Origin of the sequence: Paraburkholderia sp. BL27I4N3 (assembly GCF_003386115.1) — a bacterium.
Lineage (GTDB): Bacteria > Pseudomonadota > Gammaproteobacteria > Burkholderiales > Burkholderiaceae > Paraburkholderia.
Map to the genome: position 1 here is coordinate 1598239 of NZ_QREJ01000001.1, position 18915 is coordinate 1617153.

Sequence of the window (18915 nt, forward strand, 5' to 3'; positions counted from 1 at the left end):
CGGACCCGGGACCGTCTGCGCCGCGCCGTAGCCTGCCATGAAGGTGTTCGCGGGAACCCAACCGCGCGGCACGACGACCGCTTCCAGCAGCGGCAACACAGCGTGGCCGCCGCCAAACACAAGAGATCCGACCCGGTAGAACGCCGAAAACAGATCGAGCGGATAACTGTGGAGATAGGCCGCTACCGTGGGCAGTCCGAACAGCAGCAGTGCGAAGGCCGCGAGACAAGCGAGCGCGCCGGCTTTGGACCCGGGCATGCCGAGCGGCGCGCGCGGCACTTCGGTCGACGACTTCAGAAATGCGGCGCCGGCAATCCCCGCGGCGACGATCGACGCAGTCTGACCGTAGGCCGCACCGAGCAGGATTACTGTGATGGCCGAGGCCGCCGCGATCGTCGCGCGTGCGCGGTCAGGGCAGAGCATGCGTCCCATCGACCAGACTGCCTGGACGACCACCGCGACCGCCGCGATCTTCAGCCCCCGCAGCAGATGAAGCGAAGTTGTATCCGACAGATGCGTGAAGCCGTATGCAAAAGCCACGAGTAACAACACCGACGGCAGCGTAAAGTCGAGCCACGCAGTTACCGCACCGGCAGCGCCGCCACGCAGACGCCCGATTGCGATGCCGACCTGGCTGCTGCCGGGCACTGGCAGAATCTGGCACAGCGCAACCATATCGCTGTACGTGTGTTCATCGCGCCAGCGGCGGCGTCTGACGAATTCGTCGCGAAAGTAGCCAAGGTGAGCCGCCGGACCGCCGAACTAAGGCAATGCTGATCAAGCCGTGTAAACGCGGCTGATTGAGATGGCACATGCGTAAACTTTCCGAATCACGAATGAAGATGGTCATTCCGGTTCGTTTTGTCGCGCCGCAGGCGCTTTGCGCGGGCTTTTCGCCCGTGTGTCGCCCATTACGGGCGCACCTGTGCCGTAAATCGACCTCGCGACAGGTAGAGGTTCGCCAGCGCGAGCGAAACGAAGGCGCGATTGGCATTCTTCGCCAGACCGCGATAGCGTACCTTCGTGAAGCCCCACAACCGTTTGACCACGGCGAACACATGTTCGACACGGGCGCGAATCTTCGACTTGTTGCGGTTCTTGCGACGCGCCACTTCATCGACGCTGTCCTTGCGGCGCGTGCGCTGATTCGTGAAGTCGCGAGCCTTCGGGGCCTTGCCATGGATCAGCGCTTTCTGGCTCGCATACGCGCTGTCGCCATAGACCCGCTGTTCCTCCCCATGCAGAAGCTGTGGCAGCGGATGCTTGTCGTGCACGTTGGCCGCCGTGACGACCGCGCTATGCGCCAGCCCGCTCTGGCTATCCACGCCGATATGCAACTTCATGCCGAAATACCACTGCTGTCCTTTGCGCGTCTGGTGCATTTCGGGGTCCCGCGCTTTCTCCCTGTTCTTGGTCGAAGAGGGGGTGCCGATCAGCGTAGCGTCCACGATCGTGCCGCTCTTGAGCTTTGCCCCGCGCGCCTGCAAAACGCGACCCACCTCGGCGAAGATTCGCTCGCCCAGCTTGTGCTCTTCAAGCAGGTGCCGGAACTTGAGCAGCGTCGTCGCGTCTGGAACGGTTTCGCTGCCCAGGTCAATGCCCACAAAACGACGCAGGCTGAGGCTGTCGTACAGCGCCTCTTCGCACGCAAGGTCGGCGAGATTGAACCAGTGCTGCACAAAATGAATCCGCAACATGCGCTCCAGTGCGATAGGCGGGCGACCGTTGCCGCGTTTCGGGTAATACGGCTCGACGACCCCGCACAGTTCCGCCCACGGCACGAGCCGGTTCATTTCATCGAGAAACACCTCGCGTCGCGTAGGTTTGCGCTGTGCTCCGAATCCCGAGCATTGATCGACGGCCATCGCCAGTGTCAGTTGCTTCATTGTTTTTGCTTTTACCGTTGCATGTCCACGCTATAACGCATGACAGTCATGAATGGTGGACTTGATCAGCATTGCCCTAAGTCAGGCCGACCCTCAGAAAGATGCAAAAGAGCGTCCACGGCGAGCTATGTGCGGGGAGGGCGAGGGGCGTCTCTATATCCGCGTTGCGCATGGGGAAGGTTGTGTCGGCACGGGCTCCGAAAAATAGCACACGCCGGTTCGCTCGGGTGCCATGTCCCGCGCCCGCGCTCAATCAACCTGCCAGCGCAGGCTGCGCAGCACTGCCACGCCATTGATGCAAGTCAATCGGAAGCCACGAATAGCGCCGATGATTTCTTCATCGGCTCGCTGACGTACGCGGCTTTGGCCGCCGGAACGGCCGATGGGTAGAACAGCACGCGCGGAGGCAGTATGGGGAATCGATATGCAGATCGTCTACCTCGGATTTACAGGATCCGCGCAAATCGAATCTGACGCAGCAGCACAACTGGTGCGCCTCGAGCGGTTCGGCAAATCCATTTCTGGTTGCCATCTTGCGATCGAGGCCATTCGCGGGCATGCGCCGAATGACGCAACCGACATACGGCACGCTGTGCCGGACGCGACGGTGAACCACCTCATGTTCGATGCACGTCTCGATCTGGTCCTGCGCACGGGTGAACTGGTCCCGCTCGAGCACCGGCAGAGTCCTGATCCCGATGTCGCGGTGAAGGCGCCCTTCGATGCGGCCGAACGGCTGCTCGAGCGCGGCGCCACGCGCGTCTGATTTCCGACGGTTGTTTCAAAGTTTCAACAGGAGGCAGTCATGTACGCAAACATCGTGGTGGCCGTGGACGGCAGCGAAGCCTCGAAATGTGCGCTTTCCGAAGCGATCCAGCTCGCAAAGCTCTCGCGCGGCAAGTTGACCGCGGTTTACGTGCTGGATCAATCGGCGGCTTTCACATACGCGGGCGCGTGCGATCCGCATCTACTGACGGACGCTGCGCGTCAAGTCGGCGTGAGCTTGCTACATGGCGCGCTCGCCCAGATGCGCGAGCTCAATGTCGCGGGCGACACGGAGATCGTAGAGACGCAAGGCATCGCCGAGAACATCGCCAGCGCGTTGATGCGCTGCGTGCAGCGCCGTGACGCGGACCTGGTCGTGATGGGCACGCACGGACGCCGCGGTCTGCGACGCATGGTGATCGGTGTGGCCGAGCGGTTCGTCCGCTATGCGAGGTTCTGTCGCGCTAACGATTACAGCTTGAGAAAAGCGTGATATCAGTAGTACTGCTTAAGCTGCCAACGAGTAGAATTGTTCGGCTGCAGTCGAGGTGACGCCATCGACACGCATCTGCCCCTTGCGGATCATGTGTGCGATCTCTATGCCAGACAGGATGATGCGCGCACAGCGGAAATCCTTGAACCCCAGCATCGGTTTGATGATGCGTTTGATGGCACGGTGATCCTGCTCGACGACGTTGTTCAGGTATTTGTTTTGACGAACCTTGATTGGTGTTAAACGCTCGGCATTGAGTGCTTCAAGCGCAGCCAGATTGGCGCCGCTCCTGTCCATGGTGATTGTCTCGGGCTCGCCGTTCTGTTCAATCGCCTTCTCGAAGTAGCGGCGCGCCGCGGTTTTGTCCCGATGGGCGCGCAGCAGGAAATCCACCGTGTTACGTGTCTTGTCGACGGCACGGTACAAGTATTTCCATTGGCCTTTGACCTTGAGTGGAGTAAGAAACAGGGCGTAGTCGAACTATTTCCCTGTTTCTCCTCCCCGAACCGGACTTGCACCTCTCAGCGCATCCGGCTCTCCATTGAGGTGTCGCTCATAGCAAAGGCAACATCAGCGTAGCGCGACTCGATGGTGCGGCGTGTCTCATCGCGCAATATGTACGGATTTTCAATGGGGGTTCGCCAAGTGAATCGCCCCTTGCGGCTGGTGACGAGGCGCCGAAGCGCCACTTCACCGTACCGACCCCGACTATCCAGGCCTTGCAGCACCCATGTCGTGGCCCTCCCCGGTTCAGGGGCCCGGATATGATCGCGCATTAGCGACCGGAAGCCACGCCGGTACTTGTGCGCAAGCCAATATCCTAGCTTCCAGAAGACGGTTCGGTCCAACCTGCTAAACAGGGTCGCCGTGTAGTCGGTGTACTGGTAGAAGGTTGCCCATCCCATCAGTTGCCGATTCAGGCTTTCCACCATATCCATCCGGTTCATGCTGTAATTGCTTGACAGCTGTTTGACCAGCCGCTCGGCAAAGCCCCGATACTTCTCCCACGGAATTGTCGTCACCGGTCGCATGCTGCCGCGTGGTCCGCGCTTGCGAATGATTCGATGGCCGAGGAAGACGAAACCGTCATTCACATGCGTGATATGGGTCTTCTCCATATTCAGCGTGAGCTTCAGCTTGCCTTCCAGGAACTCCCGACACGCTTCGCGTATTGCTTCGGCGTGCGCGCGGGTTCCTTTTACGACCACCACAAAGTCATCCGCATAACGACAGTAGGATACTGCTGGTTTCCACTGTCGATTTTCCCGCACAGCAATGGGCCGCTGTTTGAGAACAGCGAAGTTCCACGCCCACCGGTCCTTGCGTACCTTCTTGTTCAGGAAGTTCGTTTCCATCCACGCATCAAACTCATGCAACATGATGTTGGACAGCAGAGGCGAGATAACTCCGCCTTGAGGAACACCTTCACTAGCAGCACGGAATAGACCATGATCAACGCAGCCCGCCTTGATGAACTTCCAGAGCAGGGCAAGAAAGCGCTGATCGGCGATGCGCTTGCGGATCCCCTTCAGTAGCAGGCGGTGATGAACGGTGTCGAAGTAGCTGGCGAGGTCGCCCTCGATGACCCAACGTCCCGCAGCACTCTGCTCATCTCCAGCCGTTAACTGAAGTCTCACCATGCGCACAGCGTGGTGTACGCTGCGGGCCGGTCTGAAGCCATGTGAAGCCGGGTGGAAATCACTCTCCCAGATCGGCTCCATCGCCATCAGCATGGCCCGTTGAACAATTCGATCCCGCAGACTCGGGATGCCGAGTGGCCTGAGCTTGCCGTTCGCTTTCGGGATGTACACGCGGCGCGCCGGTAGCGGACTATACGAGCCCGCCAACAGTTCGTCGCGTATCGTCGCCAGTTCATGCTGGAGATTCTCCTCCATCATGCGCTTGCTGACACCGTCCACACCCGGCGTGCGAGCTCCGCTGGAGGCCAGCGTAATGCGAGCCGCTTCGCTCAGCCAAATCCTGTCGGCAATCAGTCTCAGAAGTCGATCGAACTTGCGTTCTTTGTCCTCCGTCGACCATGTCGCCAGTTTGCTTTGCATTTCACTGATTATCAAAGGTCTTCACCTCACTATGGTCAGTTAATCAACCCAGCAAACCACTTCAACTGCCTCCCTTCGCCATGTAACCGGCTTTCCCGGCCTCGGACTACTACAGAGGCTCCGCCAGCCTGCATATCATCGGGGGCACACTCCCTTGTCATTTATGCAAGCCTTCCCCAGTTCACATGCTGGACTCAACGCATGGGCGAGGTTGCCTATCGCAGTCTTTATCCTTGCTTGCCGCAAGTCGTCGCAGACACCACGGTCTAGCTGCGCGCTCTCCGTGGTTCCAGTTGGCCGGCATACATCTCCAGCCAGCGTTCGCGGCATCAGTCCATACGTGTGACCGGCGCCGATCCGCGTCCTGCCTCTTAAGCGGTGTAGGCAGGGGTGACGATTCAACCCTCAGATGCGTTTCAATAGGTTCGTGTCCCTCAACCGTCCCATGCTCAGCCTAGAAGCTCATCTTGGCGTAACCGCTTCGCCGCAAGCTCCGTTTCCCACGGACTTCGTCACCTTGCTAGTGTCAGCAAGTCACCGCCGCTTCGGCTCACTTTCTCTCGCAGCAGAGAAAGGGCATGTCCCGGTACTGCGACTTCAACTCCACCGGGTCCTGCATTCCAAACATGCTCAAGCAACTTCACCCCCATGTGGGCGGGCTACGTTGGCTGGGCGTACCGTAGGTCTCATCGACGCACCAGCTCTTGCCCACGGGCCGTTTGCGTTTGCGGAATGCTTTTTCAAGCACCGGCAGCAGCTTGATGACCCACCGGTGCACGCTCGAATGATCCACCTCGATACCCCGCTCGGCCATCATTTCCTCGAGGTTACGTAGGCTCAGTGAGTACGCCACGTACCAGCGCACGCACAGCAGGATCACGTCCAACGGGTAGTGCAGCCGCTTCAGTACCTTGCCAATGCCAGTGGGCAGCGTCTTGCGCCGCGTCTTCGTCTTTGCCATCATGCCTGTCATGCGTTGCGGTCGACGGATTTTACTTGACCGCGTTGATGCGATAAAACCAGCCGGATTCTACCGCCTGTCTCTTACTGCGACACAACCTGTAACCCAGATTGCGTTAGGAGTCGCCACCGGTAGCGAACAGTCCGTGTTCCGGCTGCGCCCGTTCGTTGTCGATACACTGCACACGCCAATGGCCGGACATCAGAGCGAGGTCGCCTTCCGTGCACCACTGCACGCGTCCGGCTTCACCTTGGAAGAGTCCGTAGCAACAGTCTAGATTCAGTCCTTCTAGAACATATACTGGTGTCCTGTCGTTGGGCTCGCACACTAGCGTATTGCCGCAATCCACGTGCAGCGAGCCCCATTTAGGCAGTTCAAGTCCAAAATGACCTTCGCGCGACCATTGCCGCTTTTCCTTGTCGATCCAGAGGATTGCAAATGCCATCGGATGGGCCCGATTGAACATGTCGAGCTGGACAGTAAGACGCATGAAGATTCTCCGAACATATATTCCGCCAAGCTGAGACGTACCGAGAAAATCGCGGCGCTTGCCACGGAATCACTGACCGAGTGCTCATTGCATCAGCGCATGCGCGTCGTACGTCTATGTCGGGCCACCCGACCGGCCCGTAGGGGTATCGCCATCTCTCCCCAATGCGCCTTGCGGGGAGGATCAGCGCGTGCGCGCGGCCGTTGCAAGGTGCTTTTGTCGCGCCCTAATGTCAGCCGCGGTGGTTGGATCAATGGGTCGCGACGGGTTGGTGCGTACCCGTTAGCGTCCTCAGGAACGCGACGATTGCGTCAACGTCCGATTCGGCCAATTGTTTACCGACCTGATATGTCGCCATGTCACGTACAGCTTCGCGCAGATCGATGCGGCTACCGTCGTGGAAATAGGGCGCGGTCAACTCAACATTGCGCAGCGTCGGCGTCTTGAACGCATGACGATCGAGCGGATCTTTCGTAAAGTTGGCGCGGCCGTTGTCTGCGTCGGTGCGTTCGTAGCCCCGCGCGGCGAAGTAGTCAGCCGCAAGGCCCATCCGTTCGAACGACTGTCCGCCCAGATTCTTGCCAACGTGGCAGGTCGCGCAATGGTTTGCTTTGAATAACTGGTAGCCGCGCAGTTCCTCGCCATTCAGCACATCCATGTCGCCGCGCAGGTAAGCATCGAAGCGACTCGGCGTTAGCAGTGTCGTCTCATATTCGGCGATCGCGTCTGTGATGTTCTCGCCTGACCAACCGTCCGGGTATACCCGCAAGAACTGTTGCGTCAGCGATGAGTCCTGTTTCAGCTTATCGATGATCTCACTCCATGACGTGGACGCCATTTCGACCGGATTCAGCGGTGGGCCGCCGGCCTGCTCCTGCAGCGTGGCGGCGCGACCGTCCCAGAACTGCTTGCGGTTGAGTGCCGAGTTGAACACTGTCGGTGCGTTGATTGCACCCAACTGGCCGCCCACGCCGGACGAAACCTTGTTTCCATCTACGCCACCGATCGCTAGCGTGTGGCAGCTCGCACACGATATCGTGTTGTCCGCCGATAGTCTGACATCGTTGAAAAGCTGCTTCCCGAGCGCGACCTTGCCCGCGTCAGTCGGCAAGGAATGAGGCAAAGGTTGTACCGGCTCGTTAGCGAACTCTGGTGCAACGCCGGGCGTCGCATATGCGCTGCGTCGCTGGGACGCGATCCAGTCGAGAAGCGCACGTTGATCGTAGGCGCTCAAGCCGGTGGTCCAGTGTACGAAGCGAAACAGATTTGGTGGCATTGTGCGTTCGTTCACAACGGTTTCCAGCTTTGCAAGATCGGCTTCGGGGGCCGGTGCGCCACTCTCGAGCGCCGCGTACAGGCTGTCGATGCGGAAGTAGGCGAGGCCCGTCTGTATGTCGTGCTCGGCTAGCTGACGAATGCCTGGTAGCGCGGCATAGTTGGGCAGGATGGTTTTCGTCGAGTGGCAGTAATAGCACGCGTTTCGATCTAACACTTCACGGATGCCGTACGCTTGTGGGGACGCGGCCAGTCTCACGGCCGCTCTTTCCGCATAGTCCTTGTCGTGGATGTACGCGATACCGCTGATGCATAGATAGCCTATCAGCACGACGGCGATCGATACGATCAGAAGTTTCTTCACTTGCTCTCCTGCTTCGACTTTGGTCGGAATTCCATACCGTTTACATCAGGTAGGTCTTGATGTTGATATCGGCTTCAGAGCGATGACGCGTTGATCGTACAGAACGCACAGCAATCGACTATTGCGGTAAATCAATTGCCGAACCGAACGCAGAATGTACTGAGGTTCTCACGTTGAGGGTTCCGAGACACGCGCGAAGGGGGGGGCTGTCTATATAACGGACGGATCCTGGGCGAAATCAGTGACGTAGTGCCATGCCGAAAAGCGTTCGTCGAGTTGTTTGCGGTAGGGGCGGCGCAGTGGATGTCTTCGCTCGGCCTACGCTTGTGCATCTCGCACCGACTATCCGTAGTACTTGGCATTCTCTAGCCACGCAGCTTAAAGCGCGTCGATGTCAGAAGGCTCGCATGCGCATCGTCTATCTGAGCCAAGCCGCGCTCGATCAAACGCGGCTGGAGATAACTGAAGCTTAAGGCTACGCTGAAAAAGGTCAACGGCATTGGTCGTTCAATCGTTAGATGTGGATGAAACAACAGACCCTTGCGATGGCGGCCGATCAAGGCGCCGGATTTGAACAGTACCGTCGGCCAACCAAACGCGATGTGTTCCTTGAGACGATGGAGCAGATCGTGCCGTGGGCGCAGCTGTGCGAGGTTGTCGAGCCGTACTATCCGAAGGGTCAAGGCGGTCGCCCGCCAGTGGGTCTGGAGCGCATGCTGCGTATGCACTTTGTGCAGCACTGGTTCAACCTGGCCGACGAAGCCTGCGAAGAAGCGCTGCTGGATAGCACCGCATTGCGGCGATTCGTCGGGATTGATCTGGGGCGCGAGCGCGTTCCTGATGGTACGACGCTGTTGAAGTTCCGGCGGCTGCTGGAGCGCAACAAGCTCGGCGAGCAATTGTTCGCGAGGGTCGGCGATGTACTGCAAGGGCGCGGACTGAAGGTAGGCACCGGCACCATCGTGGATGCCACCATCATCGGTGCGCCGAGTTCCACAAAGAATGCGGACAAGGCGCGAGATCCCGAAATGCATCAGATGAGGAAGGGCCAGCAGTGGTACTTCGGCATGAAGCTGCACATCGGTGTGGATAGCCAGACGGGGCTGACACACAGCGCGGTAGTGACGGCGGCGAACGTGCACGACAAGCATCCGCTGCCGACCCTGCTGCATGGCGCCGAGCGGCGTGTGTACGGTGACAGTGCCTATGCAAGCCAGAAGGAACTCATCGCCAGCAAGGCACCGAAAGCGAAGGACTTCACCAACCAGCGTGTGCGCAATCGCAGTGGTGAAGTCGATGAAACCAGGCGCTCGAAAAACCGCAACAAGTCGAAGATTCGCGCCCGGGTCGAACACGTCTTTGCGGTGGTCAAGCGGCTGTGGGGCTTCGTCAAGGTGCGCTATCGCGGCCTCGCGAAGAACGCCACGCGCGCCTTTACTGCACTCGCGCTGGCCAACATCTACATGAGCCGCACGCGGCTGATGGCACAGGTGCGTCCATGAGTAGTCAAAGTGGGTCGAGAGACCCCCTTGCAAGGCCCTTCAGGGCCAGGAAATCGAACCAGTCGGGTCGCTGATCTCGCATTCCGAAATTCAGCGACAAGCTTTTGGCGAAAACGGTGGCTTCTTCAGCGTAGCCTTAAGCGTACACGGGCTGCACCGCACGGTCCATGGTGCTTTCCTTCGACGAGTTTCACATTGTGCTTCCGGCGCACCTCGCGGACCAATTCGGCGGAATCGATGCCTTCGGCAAGCGAGACCCAGAACGAAAATCCACCACTCGGAATCTCGTAATCCGGTTTGCAGAATCGGCAGGCCTGTAACAGCCTATGCATTGCGTCACGCTTGCTCCGGTAGTGCGTCCTTAGGTGTTCGACGTGAGCGTCCAAAGACGACGACTGCAATAAGGCGAGCGCCATATTGCTGACGTAAGCATCTGATTTGTACCGTTCCCCGCCTCGCGTAGAAGATGCAATCATCGTCTGCGACGGACACGAGTGACCGACTCTGTCCACAAACAGCGGGAATGGACACAGTGCCTCAGACAGTCGAGTTACCTGCCAAGCGCCAGAACCGACGGTATCCATTGGAATGGAAACAATCGGTCGTCGAGCAGACGTTTGAACCCGGCGCCTCGGTCGCAAGGGTCGCCCGCGACAACAACATCAACGCCAATCAGGTGTGGGCCTGGCGCAAACTGTACGCTCAGGGTCTGTTGATCGAAGATGCGCGGGCGGAGACCATGTTGCCTGTCGTTGTCGATGTACAGTCCGATCGACCGGCGGCCCGTGCTCCGGAGGCGACGAACGCGCCGGCACCTCGGGAGGCTGCAAAGGGCAGCATTCAGCTTCAACACGGCAATACTTCGGTCCGGATAGAAGGCGTGCCCGATGCCACGGTATTGCGCCTGGTCCTCGAGCGGATTCTGCGATGATCGGGCCGCCTGCAAACACACGGATCTGGATCGCTGCCGGCGTCACTGACATGCGCTCCGGCTTCAATTCGCTTGCGGCAAAGGTACAGATGGTGCTTGAGAAGGATCCATACGGCGGCCATGTTTTTATCTTCAGGGGGCGTCGTGGTGATCTTCTAAAGGCGTTGTACTGGAGCGATGGCGGCCTATGTTTATTTGCGAAGCGTCTTGAGAAGGGGCGCTTTGCATGGCCTCGCGCCGACGCGGGCGTCGTGGCGTTGACCACCGCTCAACTCTCGCTCCTGCTCGAAGGGTTTGACTGGCGACAACCGGTCGACGCGGCACGACCGCGCAGTGCTTTGTAAACGTCTGTTACCCGATGATCCGCGTGCAGCAGATAGTCGTAAACTGTCGTCATGGATCTGACCGATGCCGACCTGCCCGACGACGTTGATGCGCTGAAGGCGCTAGTGCGCGCGCATGCGGCGTCGGCTCATGCAAACGCGAAGCGGGTCGTTGAATTGCAGGACCAGCTCAGCTCCCGCGTGATCGAGATCGAACATCTGAAGCTGATGCTCGCCAAACTGCGCCGCATGCAGTTCGGTCGCAAGTCAGAGAAACTCGATCGTCAGATCGAACAGCTTGAGCTGCGACTTGAGGACCTGCAGGCCGATGAAGGTGCGGCCGCCCAGGCTGATTCGAAGAAGGCGCAACAACGCCGCGAGAGGGGCTGTCGCAAACCGCTGCCCGATCACCTCGAACGCAAAGAGTATGTGCATCGACCCATCGAGGAAAACTGCCCGGAATGCGGTGGCACACTCAACCCGCTGGGCGAAGACGTATCCGAACAGCTCGAATACGTGCGCGCACACTTCCGCGTCATCCGTCATCGTCGCCCCAAATTCGCCTGTTCGTGCTGCGACTGTATCGTGCAGGCCGCAGCGCCGAGCCGGCCGATCGATCGTGGCCTGCCGGGTCCGGCTTTGCTCGCACACATCACGACATCGAAGTTCGCGTACCACATCCCGTTCTATCGCCAGTCCGTCATGTACGCGCGCGACGGCGTCGAGATCGAAGCGGGCACCATGGGCCACTGGCTGGGCAGTCTGAGATGGCTGCTCAACCCTCTGGTCGACGCGGTGCGCCGCCACGCGCTTGGTGGCGCCAAGATTCACGCCGACGACACCCCGCTGCCGGTGCTTGCGCCGGGCAATGGCAGGACGAAGACCGGCCGGCTCTGGGTGTACGTGCGCGATGATCGGCCCAGTGGTTCGGACGAAGCGCCAGCCGTCTGGTTTGCCTATACGCCAGATCGTCGCGGCGAACATCCACAACGTCACCTTGCCAACTTCACCGGCGTACTGCAGGCAGATGCGTTCGCCGGTTATGCAGATCTTTACCTCGGCGGTCAGATTCGCGAAGCAGCGTGCATGGCGCATGCACGTCGAAAGCTACATGATCTGCACGCTGTTCGGGCATCACCGATCACCAGTGAGGCACTCGAGCGCATCGGCGCACTCTATCGCATCGAAGAGCACATTCGTGGCAAGCCGCCTGAAGAACGACAGCGCGTTCGCCAGGAGAAGGCTGTGCCACTACTCGATGACATGAAACGGTGGTTCCAGACGACGCTTCTCACACTCTCCGCGAAATCGGACACCACCAAAGCGATCCAGTATTCGTTGAATCGCTGGCCTGCGCTGGTCTATTACTGCAGTGATGGTCAGGCCGAGATTGACAATCTGATTGCCGAGCGCGCATTGCGCGGCGTGGCAATCGGAAGACGGAACTTTTTATTTGCCGGTGCGGACTCAGGCGGAGAACGTGCAGCCGCGATGTACAGCCTGATCGGATCTGCCCGCATGAACGGCGTTGATCCCGAAGCCTACCTGCATTACGTCATCGAGCGCATCGCCGATCACCCAGTGAATCGCATCGACGAACTGTTACCCTGGAACGTCGCTCCTTTGCTGCCCGCCGCCTCACACATCGATCCCGTTCGCTAGCAGCCGATCCTCTCGCGCGTCAACAAAATCCGCGACGGTGTAGGTCCAATGCTTACTTGCTGACAATGGGACTCACACCTCCATCGCATTTCAGGTGGGCCAGGCGGTCGACAATTTCCGGCTCGGCCAGCACCCAGCCTAGGCGAAGCCCGGGGCCTGAGATTTTGGAGAAGCTATGCACATTGATGATGTTGCCACCCGCCTGCAGAACCTCGGGTGACGCGCCATCGTAGGGCAACTCGCTATAAACCAGGTCCTGCACCAGCCGCACGCCGTTGCGGGACAGTAGAGCCTCCACCTCGACCATATGCCGGTGTGCAAAGTATCGTCCAGTCGGATTGTGGAACGCCGGAGTGGTGTAGTACAACTTGGCTCGCCCCTTTGCGTGCAGCAATGCTTGTTCGAGCAGATCGAGGTCGACACCCAAGGAATCCGCACCTACTTGAACCACCGTCGCGCCCGCAATAGAGAAAATGCGCAACGCGCCGAGATAGGACGGGTCTTCGGTCAGCACGACGTCTCCTGGGTCGATAAAAGCATCGGCGAGCAGTTGCAGGGCTTGTGAAGCGCCGTTCGTCAGAATGACATTGCCACGCGCCATCCGGTACCTTTGGCCAAGCTGTCCGCGCAGTTCGGGAAGGCCATGGGCGTCGGTGTACTGCGGTAGGTCGGAGATGCTGACGCCCGTCTCGACGGTAAGCGGGTCCGGCCATTGCAGGCGGGCGAACGTCAAAGGATCGGGAAGCCCATAGGCGAAGTTGACTGTGTCCTTGCCTGAGGTGTGGTCGAATACCCCATAACTGAGCGAAGTGCGACTGCGCATCGACATGACTGGCTCCATCGTTGGTTACGCGGCATCGACAGCGCGCTGGAAGCGCGATTGATATTGGCGGATGAACGAGTCGGCAATTGGCATTCCGAACGGCGGAAATTCGGCCGTTGCTCTGGGAGGCGTAGCCGATAGCGTGGCGTTTGCGCCGAGTGCCGGTGTCCAATTCTCGCCAAAGAACACGTTTCCATAGCGTTCGGCCAGCACTGGCATCACGGGATGGAGCATGCTCAGAAAGACGGATACGTGCACCGGCCGCCACGTTTCCGGGCTCGTGCCGAAGCCCGTCGCGACGAAGTATTCGTCAATCAGATCGAGGGCGTTCCAGAAGCGTACCTGGTCCATCGCGGTGATATAACGTTGGACTATGTCGTCGTGCGCCGGCGTAAGACCGCTTCCATCGACATTCGCCGAGTGCAGTGAATCGCGGCGGAGGGCGCTTTCCCACGCAAGGATGTGCGAAGCCGACCGGATCAGTTCGCCGATCTGGAAATCGTTATTGTTGGTGCCGAACGGCTTGGCAATCCGAGCGAGCGCATAGCGCAACACACTCGGGTCGACCTGCCGGGATACTTCATCTGCCCAGAGTGCATGGTCGCGGCTAGTCGAGAATTTCTGGCCCTCCAATTTATAGAAGTCCTGGATCGAATGATTTGCCGGAAGCGGATAGCCACGCGCAAGCAGGCTGCCAGCCACGCCGATGGTGTAGTAGAAGCGGTTATCTTGGCCCATGAAAAACAGGAGGCGTGTATCGGGGTCGCGCATCACGGTGTCGTAATTGACCTCGTCGCGCGCGCACTGCAAGCGGATCCCCGTCTCGAAACACCAAAGCCCTTCGAACCACGTCATCAATGTTTGCCCCGCAATTTTCGCGGGTGCTTCAAGTGTCACACCCCGGTCGAAAATGCGCGACATAGGCAGTGGCCGCAATTCGTCACGCAACCATGCACGCGCTTTACGCTGGATCGTTTGATCCCATTCACTCCCCTTGATCGCATCGTCAAGCATGGCTGCCATGCGAGGAATGTCGAAAACAGCCTGTTCGATGGGGCGAAGCGATAGCGGTTTGCCGCACGACGTGTGGACTGGCGTTCGCAACTTCGAGTGCTGTTGCGCCAAACCGCAGTTTTCGCACAAGTTGCTGTCGGTGGACGCATCGCACGCGGGGCAGAGGCCGACGGCAAGCGAATCGGCCACGAACTCGTCACAGTTTTCGCAGTAGAGTTGATGGCCATTACGCACATCAATGTAGCCTGCAGCTTCCAGCTCGCGAAAGATCTTCAGACTGTTCTGCTTATGCGTAGCGTCCGTTGTTCTGATGAAGACATCGGGCTCGATGTGCATTGCCCGCAAGCAATCCGTTATCTCGTCAATATGCAACTGCGCGACTTGGTCAATCGGGCGACCGAGCTTGCGCGCCTTCACTACTGTGTAGGTGCCATGCTCGTCCGCACCTGTGACGTGGTAGGCGCGGTGACCTCTCATGCGTTGAAAGCGAACGAAAAGATCGGTGAGCAGATAGACCCCGCCAATATGGCCGAGATGCAGTTTTCCGTTCGGGCAGGGCGGTGCGGGGCAAACGAAAAAAGTGCGTGTGTTCACGTTAGTCCCACCATATCGATAGAAATTTCAGGCTCGCCGCCGGATCGGCATTGCGAATCGCGTGCTCCTGGTTCGGCTCGATATAGAGCAGTGTTGAATCTGCGACTGGCCGCGCCTGACCATTCACCTCGAAGACTCCCTTGCCTGAAATGAGTATCCACAGTTCATGCTCGGAATGGGAGTGCAGATCGACAGCGCCCGCCGGCACGACCTCAACAATCGACGTGCCGAACGCTGTTGTCAGGCCAGCCGGCAGATGTTCGAGCAGCCGGCAAACAAGAACGCCGTTTTCCGGCCGCATCGTGGATTGGTCAATCTGCTTTGTGTACACGCACATCCTCCGGTGAATTACATCAGGTACGATAGAAAATGCCATTTGGCGGCTTCAGATCCTGGATATCCGATTCCTTGTCTTCGGGTGGGTTGTAGGCACGCTTCAGTTTGTTGTATTCCGTACGCGTGGGGCCACCAGTTGAGGCGCGCTGGAACACCAGATAGAGCGTACGGCGCGAACGATTGCTTTTGTTGGGCTGCGAATAGTGCGGCGCGTAGTCGTCGAAGACGAAGATGTCGCCGGCCTTCCAGGGCACGGGTTCCCACTTGAACGTCTCGGCCACCTCCGGATGAATCACGCCGCCGGCGTCCATCGGAAACACACCTTTCTGATGGTTGCCCGGACTGAAGAACAGGCCGCCGTTGTCCGGATCGGAATCGTCGATGCCGATGGCGACCACGGCATGCACCATGCGTTGAGGAATATTGTGCGGGATGTGATAGATGTCCTGATGCGGACGATAGCCGCCGCTGTCCGGGTACTTGAAGATGAGCAGTTCCTTGAGCATGCGGGTATCTTCATCGAGAAGCGATTCGACGGCAGTCTGGATGCGCTTGTCGGCCAGCAACAGGTCGCGCAGTTCGTTGTTGAAATCCAAAAAGTTCTCTATCTTTGAAACGATCCTGCGGTCATCCTCGGTCTTCTCGAACCACATCATCCATTTGTTTTCGCTGATTTCCCAGCGCGAGACATCGTTGACCAGAGCAGAAATCTTTTCGCGGGTGACCGGATCGAAAAAGCCCTCCACTTTTAGATATCCATCTTCGTGCCACTTGGATTTTTGCGTTTCATTCAGCATACGAACCACCTCGTTAAAGAACGGAGTTTTCAAGGAGAAGTCAGGCGGCGAAATGCACCTTCATGCGCATGACGCCGAGTAGCACCACATTAGCGAGTACGGCGCCTAGCAGGACGACGAGCATTGCATCGGCGCCGAAAACGTGAATCAGGGCGCCACATAGGAAAGGGCATCCGAACAGACCGATGAAATAGGCAAGCGTAAAGATTTGCGAAGTCACGGGCACCGAAACGCCGTGGTCTCCGGCGAGGTTCGCGGCCATGCCGTTCAGGGTCGAGTAGCTCAGTCCGTAGCCCGTGGCGAACAGCGCGGTAGCGACGATATAAAGCGTCGTGCTGCCGTGGTTCAACAGGAACAGTACGAGCGAGGCGCCGGTCAGCAAAAACAATACGAGCGCCAGTCGGTCGGGCTTGATACGTCCCATGGTTCTCGCGAGCGACAAGCGCAGTGCCACGCTGGTTGTCGTGAACGTCAGGAAGAACAGGTCTGGCCTGAGGTTACGCGAGACGGCATAGGGTGTCTGGTAAGTCGCCAGCCCGGCGAAGACACAGGCTGCCAGTGCGATCATTGCGATCGGCACTGCTGTTCGTGCCGTGAGCAGGGCCAACGTGTCGGTCGCGGTAATGGCCACGCGCGTCATCGGCAAACAGGACCCATCCCTCATCGCCTCGCTGGCGATCTTGACGCAGACTGCCGCCACCGCGCATGCCGCAGCGAACAGAAGGTAGGCCAGCGCGATCGAGCCGGTATGTTGGGCGATCAGGCGGCTCAAAGGCGCCGCCATGCCTAGTCCGGCCATTTGCGTGCCGGAGACGAAGGTCAGGTACTGGATACGTGCGTCGGGGCACAGATGATGGATGATTTGCAGCGGCGCGAGTATGAAGAACACGGACCACCCAGCGCCCAACAGCAAACCGCCTGCATAGACGGCACGAATGTTTATTGGCGCAGCGGCTAAGCAGAGCATGCTGCCTGCCATGACGAGCGAGGCCAGGGCGATGGTCGGCATGACACCGATACGCTGGGCTATGCGCCCGGCTACGCAGCAGCAGATCATGGTCGAGACCATGCCGCTCGAAATCACGGCGCCGGCGACATCGCTCTTCATGCCTAGGGATTGCAGGTACTCGGGCAGGAGAAAACTCGTCCCGTACGAAGCGGCGATCACCAGTGACGCGATCAGAAACGGAATGAACGCCCGTAATTGCAGGGATGCCGGCAAGTGCTCGGGGTGCGAGATCGCACGCTTGCCAGTCGATAGATAAATGGAGGAGTCAGTCATCCGCTTACGCCACTGCCGGCCGGCGCGAGGCCTGAGCCGCGTCGCACAGTATTGATCCTGCTTCAGTCTCCTGATCCTCAAGGCTGTCGAGCAGTTGCCGGTCCGGAACATCCGGATAGAAGGCAAGACCCAGCAGACTGTTGATGATGCGACTGTTCCTGTACGCGACCAGCGAAAGATTGACGCTTTGCAGGCCATGCTGCACGCGGCTTTGGTTTTGCAGATACACGGGACCGGGCATTGGCGCATCGAAGCGCACGGCGTAATCGGGATCGAGCGTTGGCAGACCGTCTTCAAGGCTTGCGCCGTCGAGCAGCTTCTGAACGAATGGTAAATGGCGCGGCTGAAAACCGGTTGCCAGGATGATTCTGTCCGCGCTTATGCCGTTGCGCTGCGACGTGACCCGCGAGGTCAACCCGATGTGCCAGCGACCGCTGCGGCGGGTGATCTCGTCCATTGTCACCGAAGGCAACAGACGAAAGCAGTCGGCTAGCGTGCCATGGACGCTGCGTTCGTACAACGCTTCATAGAGCCGGTTGCACAGGCTGGCGGAGATGCCGTCGCTGGTGAGCTTTTCGCTTTCGACAATGGCCCTGCGCTGCTGGATCGGCAGCGTGTGAAAGCTTTGGCTATAACTGGGCATGTATGCTTCATTGACAAATGCGTTGTCGTCCATCGCAAACAGATTGGCGCGCGACGTCGCCCAAGTGATCTTGTCGGGACCTGACTCGGTCAGCATGTGCTCGACGACTTCCGCGCCGCTCTGCCCGCCGCCCACCACCAGCACATGTTCGTCTTCGCTGAAAGGTTTCCGGTTAAGGTAGTCGTCTACGTGATAGACCGTCTCGCCAACCACCTGCCGCGCACATGCCGGCACCTTGGGTTCGACGCCGACCCCGACCACTACCGCGCGCGCATGATATGTGCGCGCGGTAGTGGTCACGCAATAGCCCTTATTGCAAGGCCTGATATCGATCACCTCCTCGCCAAATCGAAGCGTGTCCAGGCATTGCGCGACCCATTGGTAATAGTGGGTGAACTCACTTCGCGATGTGCTGTTTCCACTTTTATTCACGAAGCTGTACAGGCGTCGATGTACAGAGAGATAGTTGAGAAAGGAATATGGGCTTGTGGGATTTACCAAGGTCACACAATCCTTGAGCGGCGACACCTGGAGTTGACTTTGGGTCAGCATGAGCCCGGGATGCCAGGAGAATTCTATGCGCTTCTCAAAGAAGAGCGCTCGCAAACCGGTGGGCTGAATGAGCGCCGCGAGGCTTAAATTGAAGGGTCCAATACCAATACCGATGACGTCTAGCATGTCCATAGGAAGGTTGTTCCGCCGTTAGAGGGAAAT

The 18915-nt window shown here is 58.8% G+C and carries 16 protein-coding genes and 3 pseudogenes; 6 read left to right on the forward strand and 13 right to left on the reverse strand.

Features of this window, described 5'->3' with window-relative positions; genetic code table 11:
- Positions 1–45 precede the first annotated feature (45 nt).
- A pseudogene (locus tag B0G71_RS41860) lies at positions 46–702 on the reverse strand (chromate transporter); the annotation flags it as partial.
- A gap of 209 nt (positions 703–911) precedes the next feature.
- Positions 912–1886, reverse strand: a complete 975-nt coding sequence (locus B0G71_RS07225; RefSeq protein ID WP_116140735.1) for an IS5 family transposase — start codon at positions 1884–1886, stop codon at positions 912–914.
- Between the two features lie 424 nt (positions 1887–2310).
- Here B0G71_RS07225 and B0G71_RS07230 point away from each other — a divergent pair, with 424 nt between their 5' ends.
- Together B0G71_RS07230 and B0G71_RS07235 are read left to right on the forward strand one after the other, a co-directional pair.
- Positions 2311–2652, forward strand: coding sequence for a hypothetical protein (locus B0G71_RS07230; protein WP_105512328.1), 342 nt, complete (start codon positions 2311–2313; stop codon positions 2650–2652).
- Between the two features lie 39 nt (positions 2653–2691).
- Positions 2692–3144, forward strand: coding sequence for a universal stress protein (locus B0G71_RS07235; protein ID WP_116140737.1), 453 nt, complete (start codon positions 2692–2694; stop codon positions 3142–3144).
- A gap of 15 nt (positions 3145–3159) precedes the next feature.
- Here the strand turns inward: B0G71_RS07235 and B0G71_RS07240 are convergent.
- From B0G71_RS07240 to B0G71_RS07260, 5 genes and pseudogenes are all read right to left on the reverse strand, one after another.
- A pseudogene (locus tag B0G71_RS07240) lies at positions 3160–3603 on the reverse strand (IS6 family transposase); the annotation flags it as partial.
- Between the two features lie 62 nt (positions 3604–3665).
- Complete coding sequence (gene ltrA / locus B0G71_RS07245) at positions 3666–5219, reverse strand: group II intron reverse transcriptase/maturase (protein WP_258879292.1); 1554 nt, start codon at positions 5217–5219, stop codon at positions 3666–3668.
- 664 nt (positions 5220–5883) lie between these two features.
- Positions 5884–6165: pseudogene (locus tag B0G71_RS07250) on the reverse strand (IS6 family transposase); the annotation flags it as partial.
- A 115-nt stretch (positions 6166–6280) separates the two neighbouring features.
- Positions 6281–6655 (reverse strand): DUF3564 family protein, encoded by a 375-nt coding sequence (locus B0G71_RS07255; RefSeq protein WP_116140739.1) that lies wholly within the window; start codon positions 6653–6655, stop codon positions 6281–6283.
- Between the two features lie 250 nt (positions 6656–6905).
- Positions 6906–8189, reverse strand: a complete 1284-nt coding sequence (locus B0G71_RS07260; protein ID WP_258875516.1) for a cytochrome-c peroxidase — start codon at positions 8187–8189, stop codon at positions 6906–6908.
- A 629-nt stretch (positions 8190–8818) separates the two neighbouring features.
- Between B0G71_RS07260 and B0G71_RS07265 the strand changes: the two genes are divergently transcribed.
- From B0G71_RS07265 to tnpC, 4 genes are all read left to right on the forward strand, one after another.
- On the forward strand, positions 8819–9796 hold the full coding sequence (locus B0G71_RS07265) for an IS5 family transposase (RefSeq protein ID WP_116148389.1): 978 nt from the start codon (positions 8819–8821) through the stop codon (positions 9794–9796).
- A gap of 523 nt (positions 9797–10319) precedes the next feature.
- A complete protein-coding gene (gene tnpA, locus B0G71_RS07275) occupies positions 10320–10727 on the forward strand; it encodes an IS66-like element accessory protein TnpA (protein WP_258875517.1) in 408 nt (135 codons plus the stop codon).
- Complete coding sequence (tnpB, locus tag B0G71_RS07280) at positions 10724–11071, forward strand: IS66 family insertion sequence element accessory protein TnpB (protein ID WP_116140743.1); 348 nt, start codon at positions 10724–10726, stop codon at positions 11069–11071. The genes tnpA and tnpB overlap by 4 nt, the downstream gene beginning before the upstream one ends.
- A 51-nt stretch (positions 11072–11122) precedes the next feature.
- On the forward strand, positions 11123–12712 hold the full coding sequence (gene tnpC / locus B0G71_RS07285; protein WP_116140745.1) for an IS66 family transposase: 1590 nt from the start codon (positions 11123–11125) through the stop codon (positions 12710–12712).
- A gap of 52 nt (positions 12713–12764) precedes the next feature.
- Here tnpC and B0G71_RS07290 read toward each other — a convergent pair whose 3' ends face one another.
- From B0G71_RS07290 to B0G71_RS07315, 6 genes are read right to left on the reverse strand one after another with little or no spacing between them, the layout of a single operon-like run.
- Positions 12765–13541: an aminotransferase class I/II-fold pyridoxal phosphate-dependent enzyme gene (locus B0G71_RS07290; RefSeq protein WP_258875518.1), complete on the reverse strand. Its 777-nt coding sequence runs from the start codon at positions 13539–13541 to the stop codon at positions 12765–12767.
- An 18-nt stretch (positions 13542–13559) separates the two neighbouring features.
- Positions 13560–15143 carry a class I tRNA ligase family protein gene (locus B0G71_RS07295; RefSeq protein ID WP_116140747.1) on the reverse strand — a complete coding sequence of 528 codons (1584 nt, stop codon included), beginning with the start codon at positions 15141–15143 and terminating at the stop codon, positions 13560–13562.
- Position 15144: 1 nt separating this feature from the next.
- Complete coding sequence (locus B0G71_RS07300; protein ID WP_105512248.1) at positions 15145–15480, reverse strand: cupin domain-containing protein; 336 nt, start codon at positions 15478–15480, stop codon at positions 15145–15147.
- 16 nt (positions 15481–15496) lie between these two features.
- Positions 15497–16276 carry a phytanoyl-CoA dioxygenase family protein gene (locus B0G71_RS07305; RefSeq protein WP_105512247.1) on the reverse strand — a complete coding sequence of 260 codons (780 nt, stop codon included), beginning with the start codon at positions 16274–16276 and terminating at the stop codon, positions 15497–15499.
- A 40-nt stretch (positions 16277–16316) separates the two neighbouring features.
- A complete protein-coding gene (locus B0G71_RS07310) occupies positions 16317–17558 on the reverse strand; it encodes an MFS transporter (protein ID WP_116140749.1) in 1242 nt (413 codons plus the stop codon).
- Between the two features lie 4 nt (positions 17559–17562).
- The gene (locus B0G71_RS07315; protein ID WP_116140751.1) at positions 17563–18885 is read right to left on the reverse strand and encodes a lysine N(6)-hydroxylase/L-ornithine N(5)-oxygenase family protein; all 1323 of its coding nucleotides are present in this window, start codon (positions 18883–18885) and stop codon (positions 17563–17565) included.
- Between the last annotated feature and the right edge of the window lie 30 nt (positions 18886–18915).

Bases quoted from the DNA above. Each gene is read 5' to 3' on its own strand.
- B0G71_RS07225 (WP_116140735.1), bottom strand. From the start codon at position 1,886: ATGAAGCAACTGACACTGGCGATGGCCGTCGATCAATGCTCGGGATTC.
- B0G71_RS07230 (WP_105512328.1), top strand. From the start codon at position 2,311: ATGCAGATCGTCTACCTCGGATTTACAGGATCCGCGCAAATCGAATCT.
- B0G71_RS07235 (WP_116140737.1), top strand. From the start codon at position 2,692: ATGTACGCAAACATCGTGGTGGCCGTGGACGGCAGCGAAGCCTCGAAA.
- B0G71_RS07255 (WP_116140739.1), bottom strand. From the start codon at position 6,655: ATGCGTCTTACTGTCCAGCTCGACATGTTCAATCGGGCCCATCCGATG.
- B0G71_RS07265 (WP_116148389.1), top strand. From the start codon at position 8,819: ATGAAACAACAGACCCTTGCGATGGCGGCCGATCAAGGCGCCGGATTT.
- tnpA (WP_258875517.1), top strand. From the start codon at position 10,320: ATGGACACAGTGCCTCAGACAGTCGAGTTACCTGCCAAGCGCCAGAAC.
- tnpB (WP_116140743.1), top strand. From the start codon at position 10,724: ATGATCGGGCCGCCTGCAAACACACGGATCTGGATCGCTGCCGGCGTC.
- tnpC (WP_116140745.1), top strand. From the start codon at position 11,123: ATGGATCTGACCGATGCCGACCTGCCCGACGACGTTGATGCGCTGAAG.
- B0G71_RS07290 (WP_258875518.1), bottom strand. From the start codon at position 13,541: ATGTCGATGCGCAGTCGCACTTCGCTCAGTTATGGGGTATTCGACCAC.
- B0G71_RS07300 (WP_105512248.1), bottom strand. From the start codon at position 15,480: ATGTGCGTGTACACAAAGCAGATTGACCAATCCACGATGCGGCCGGAA.
- B0G71_RS07305 (WP_105512247.1), bottom strand. From the start codon at position 16,276: ATGCTGAATGAAACGCAAAAATCCAAGTGGCACGAAGATGGATATCTA.
- B0G71_RS07310 (WP_116140749.1), bottom strand. From the start codon at position 17,558: ATGACTGACTCCTCCATTTATCTATCGACTGGCAAGCGTGCGATCTCG.
- B0G71_RS07315 (WP_116140751.1), bottom strand. From the start codon at position 18,885: ATGGACATGCTAGACGTCATCGGTATTGGTATTGGACCCTTCAATTTA.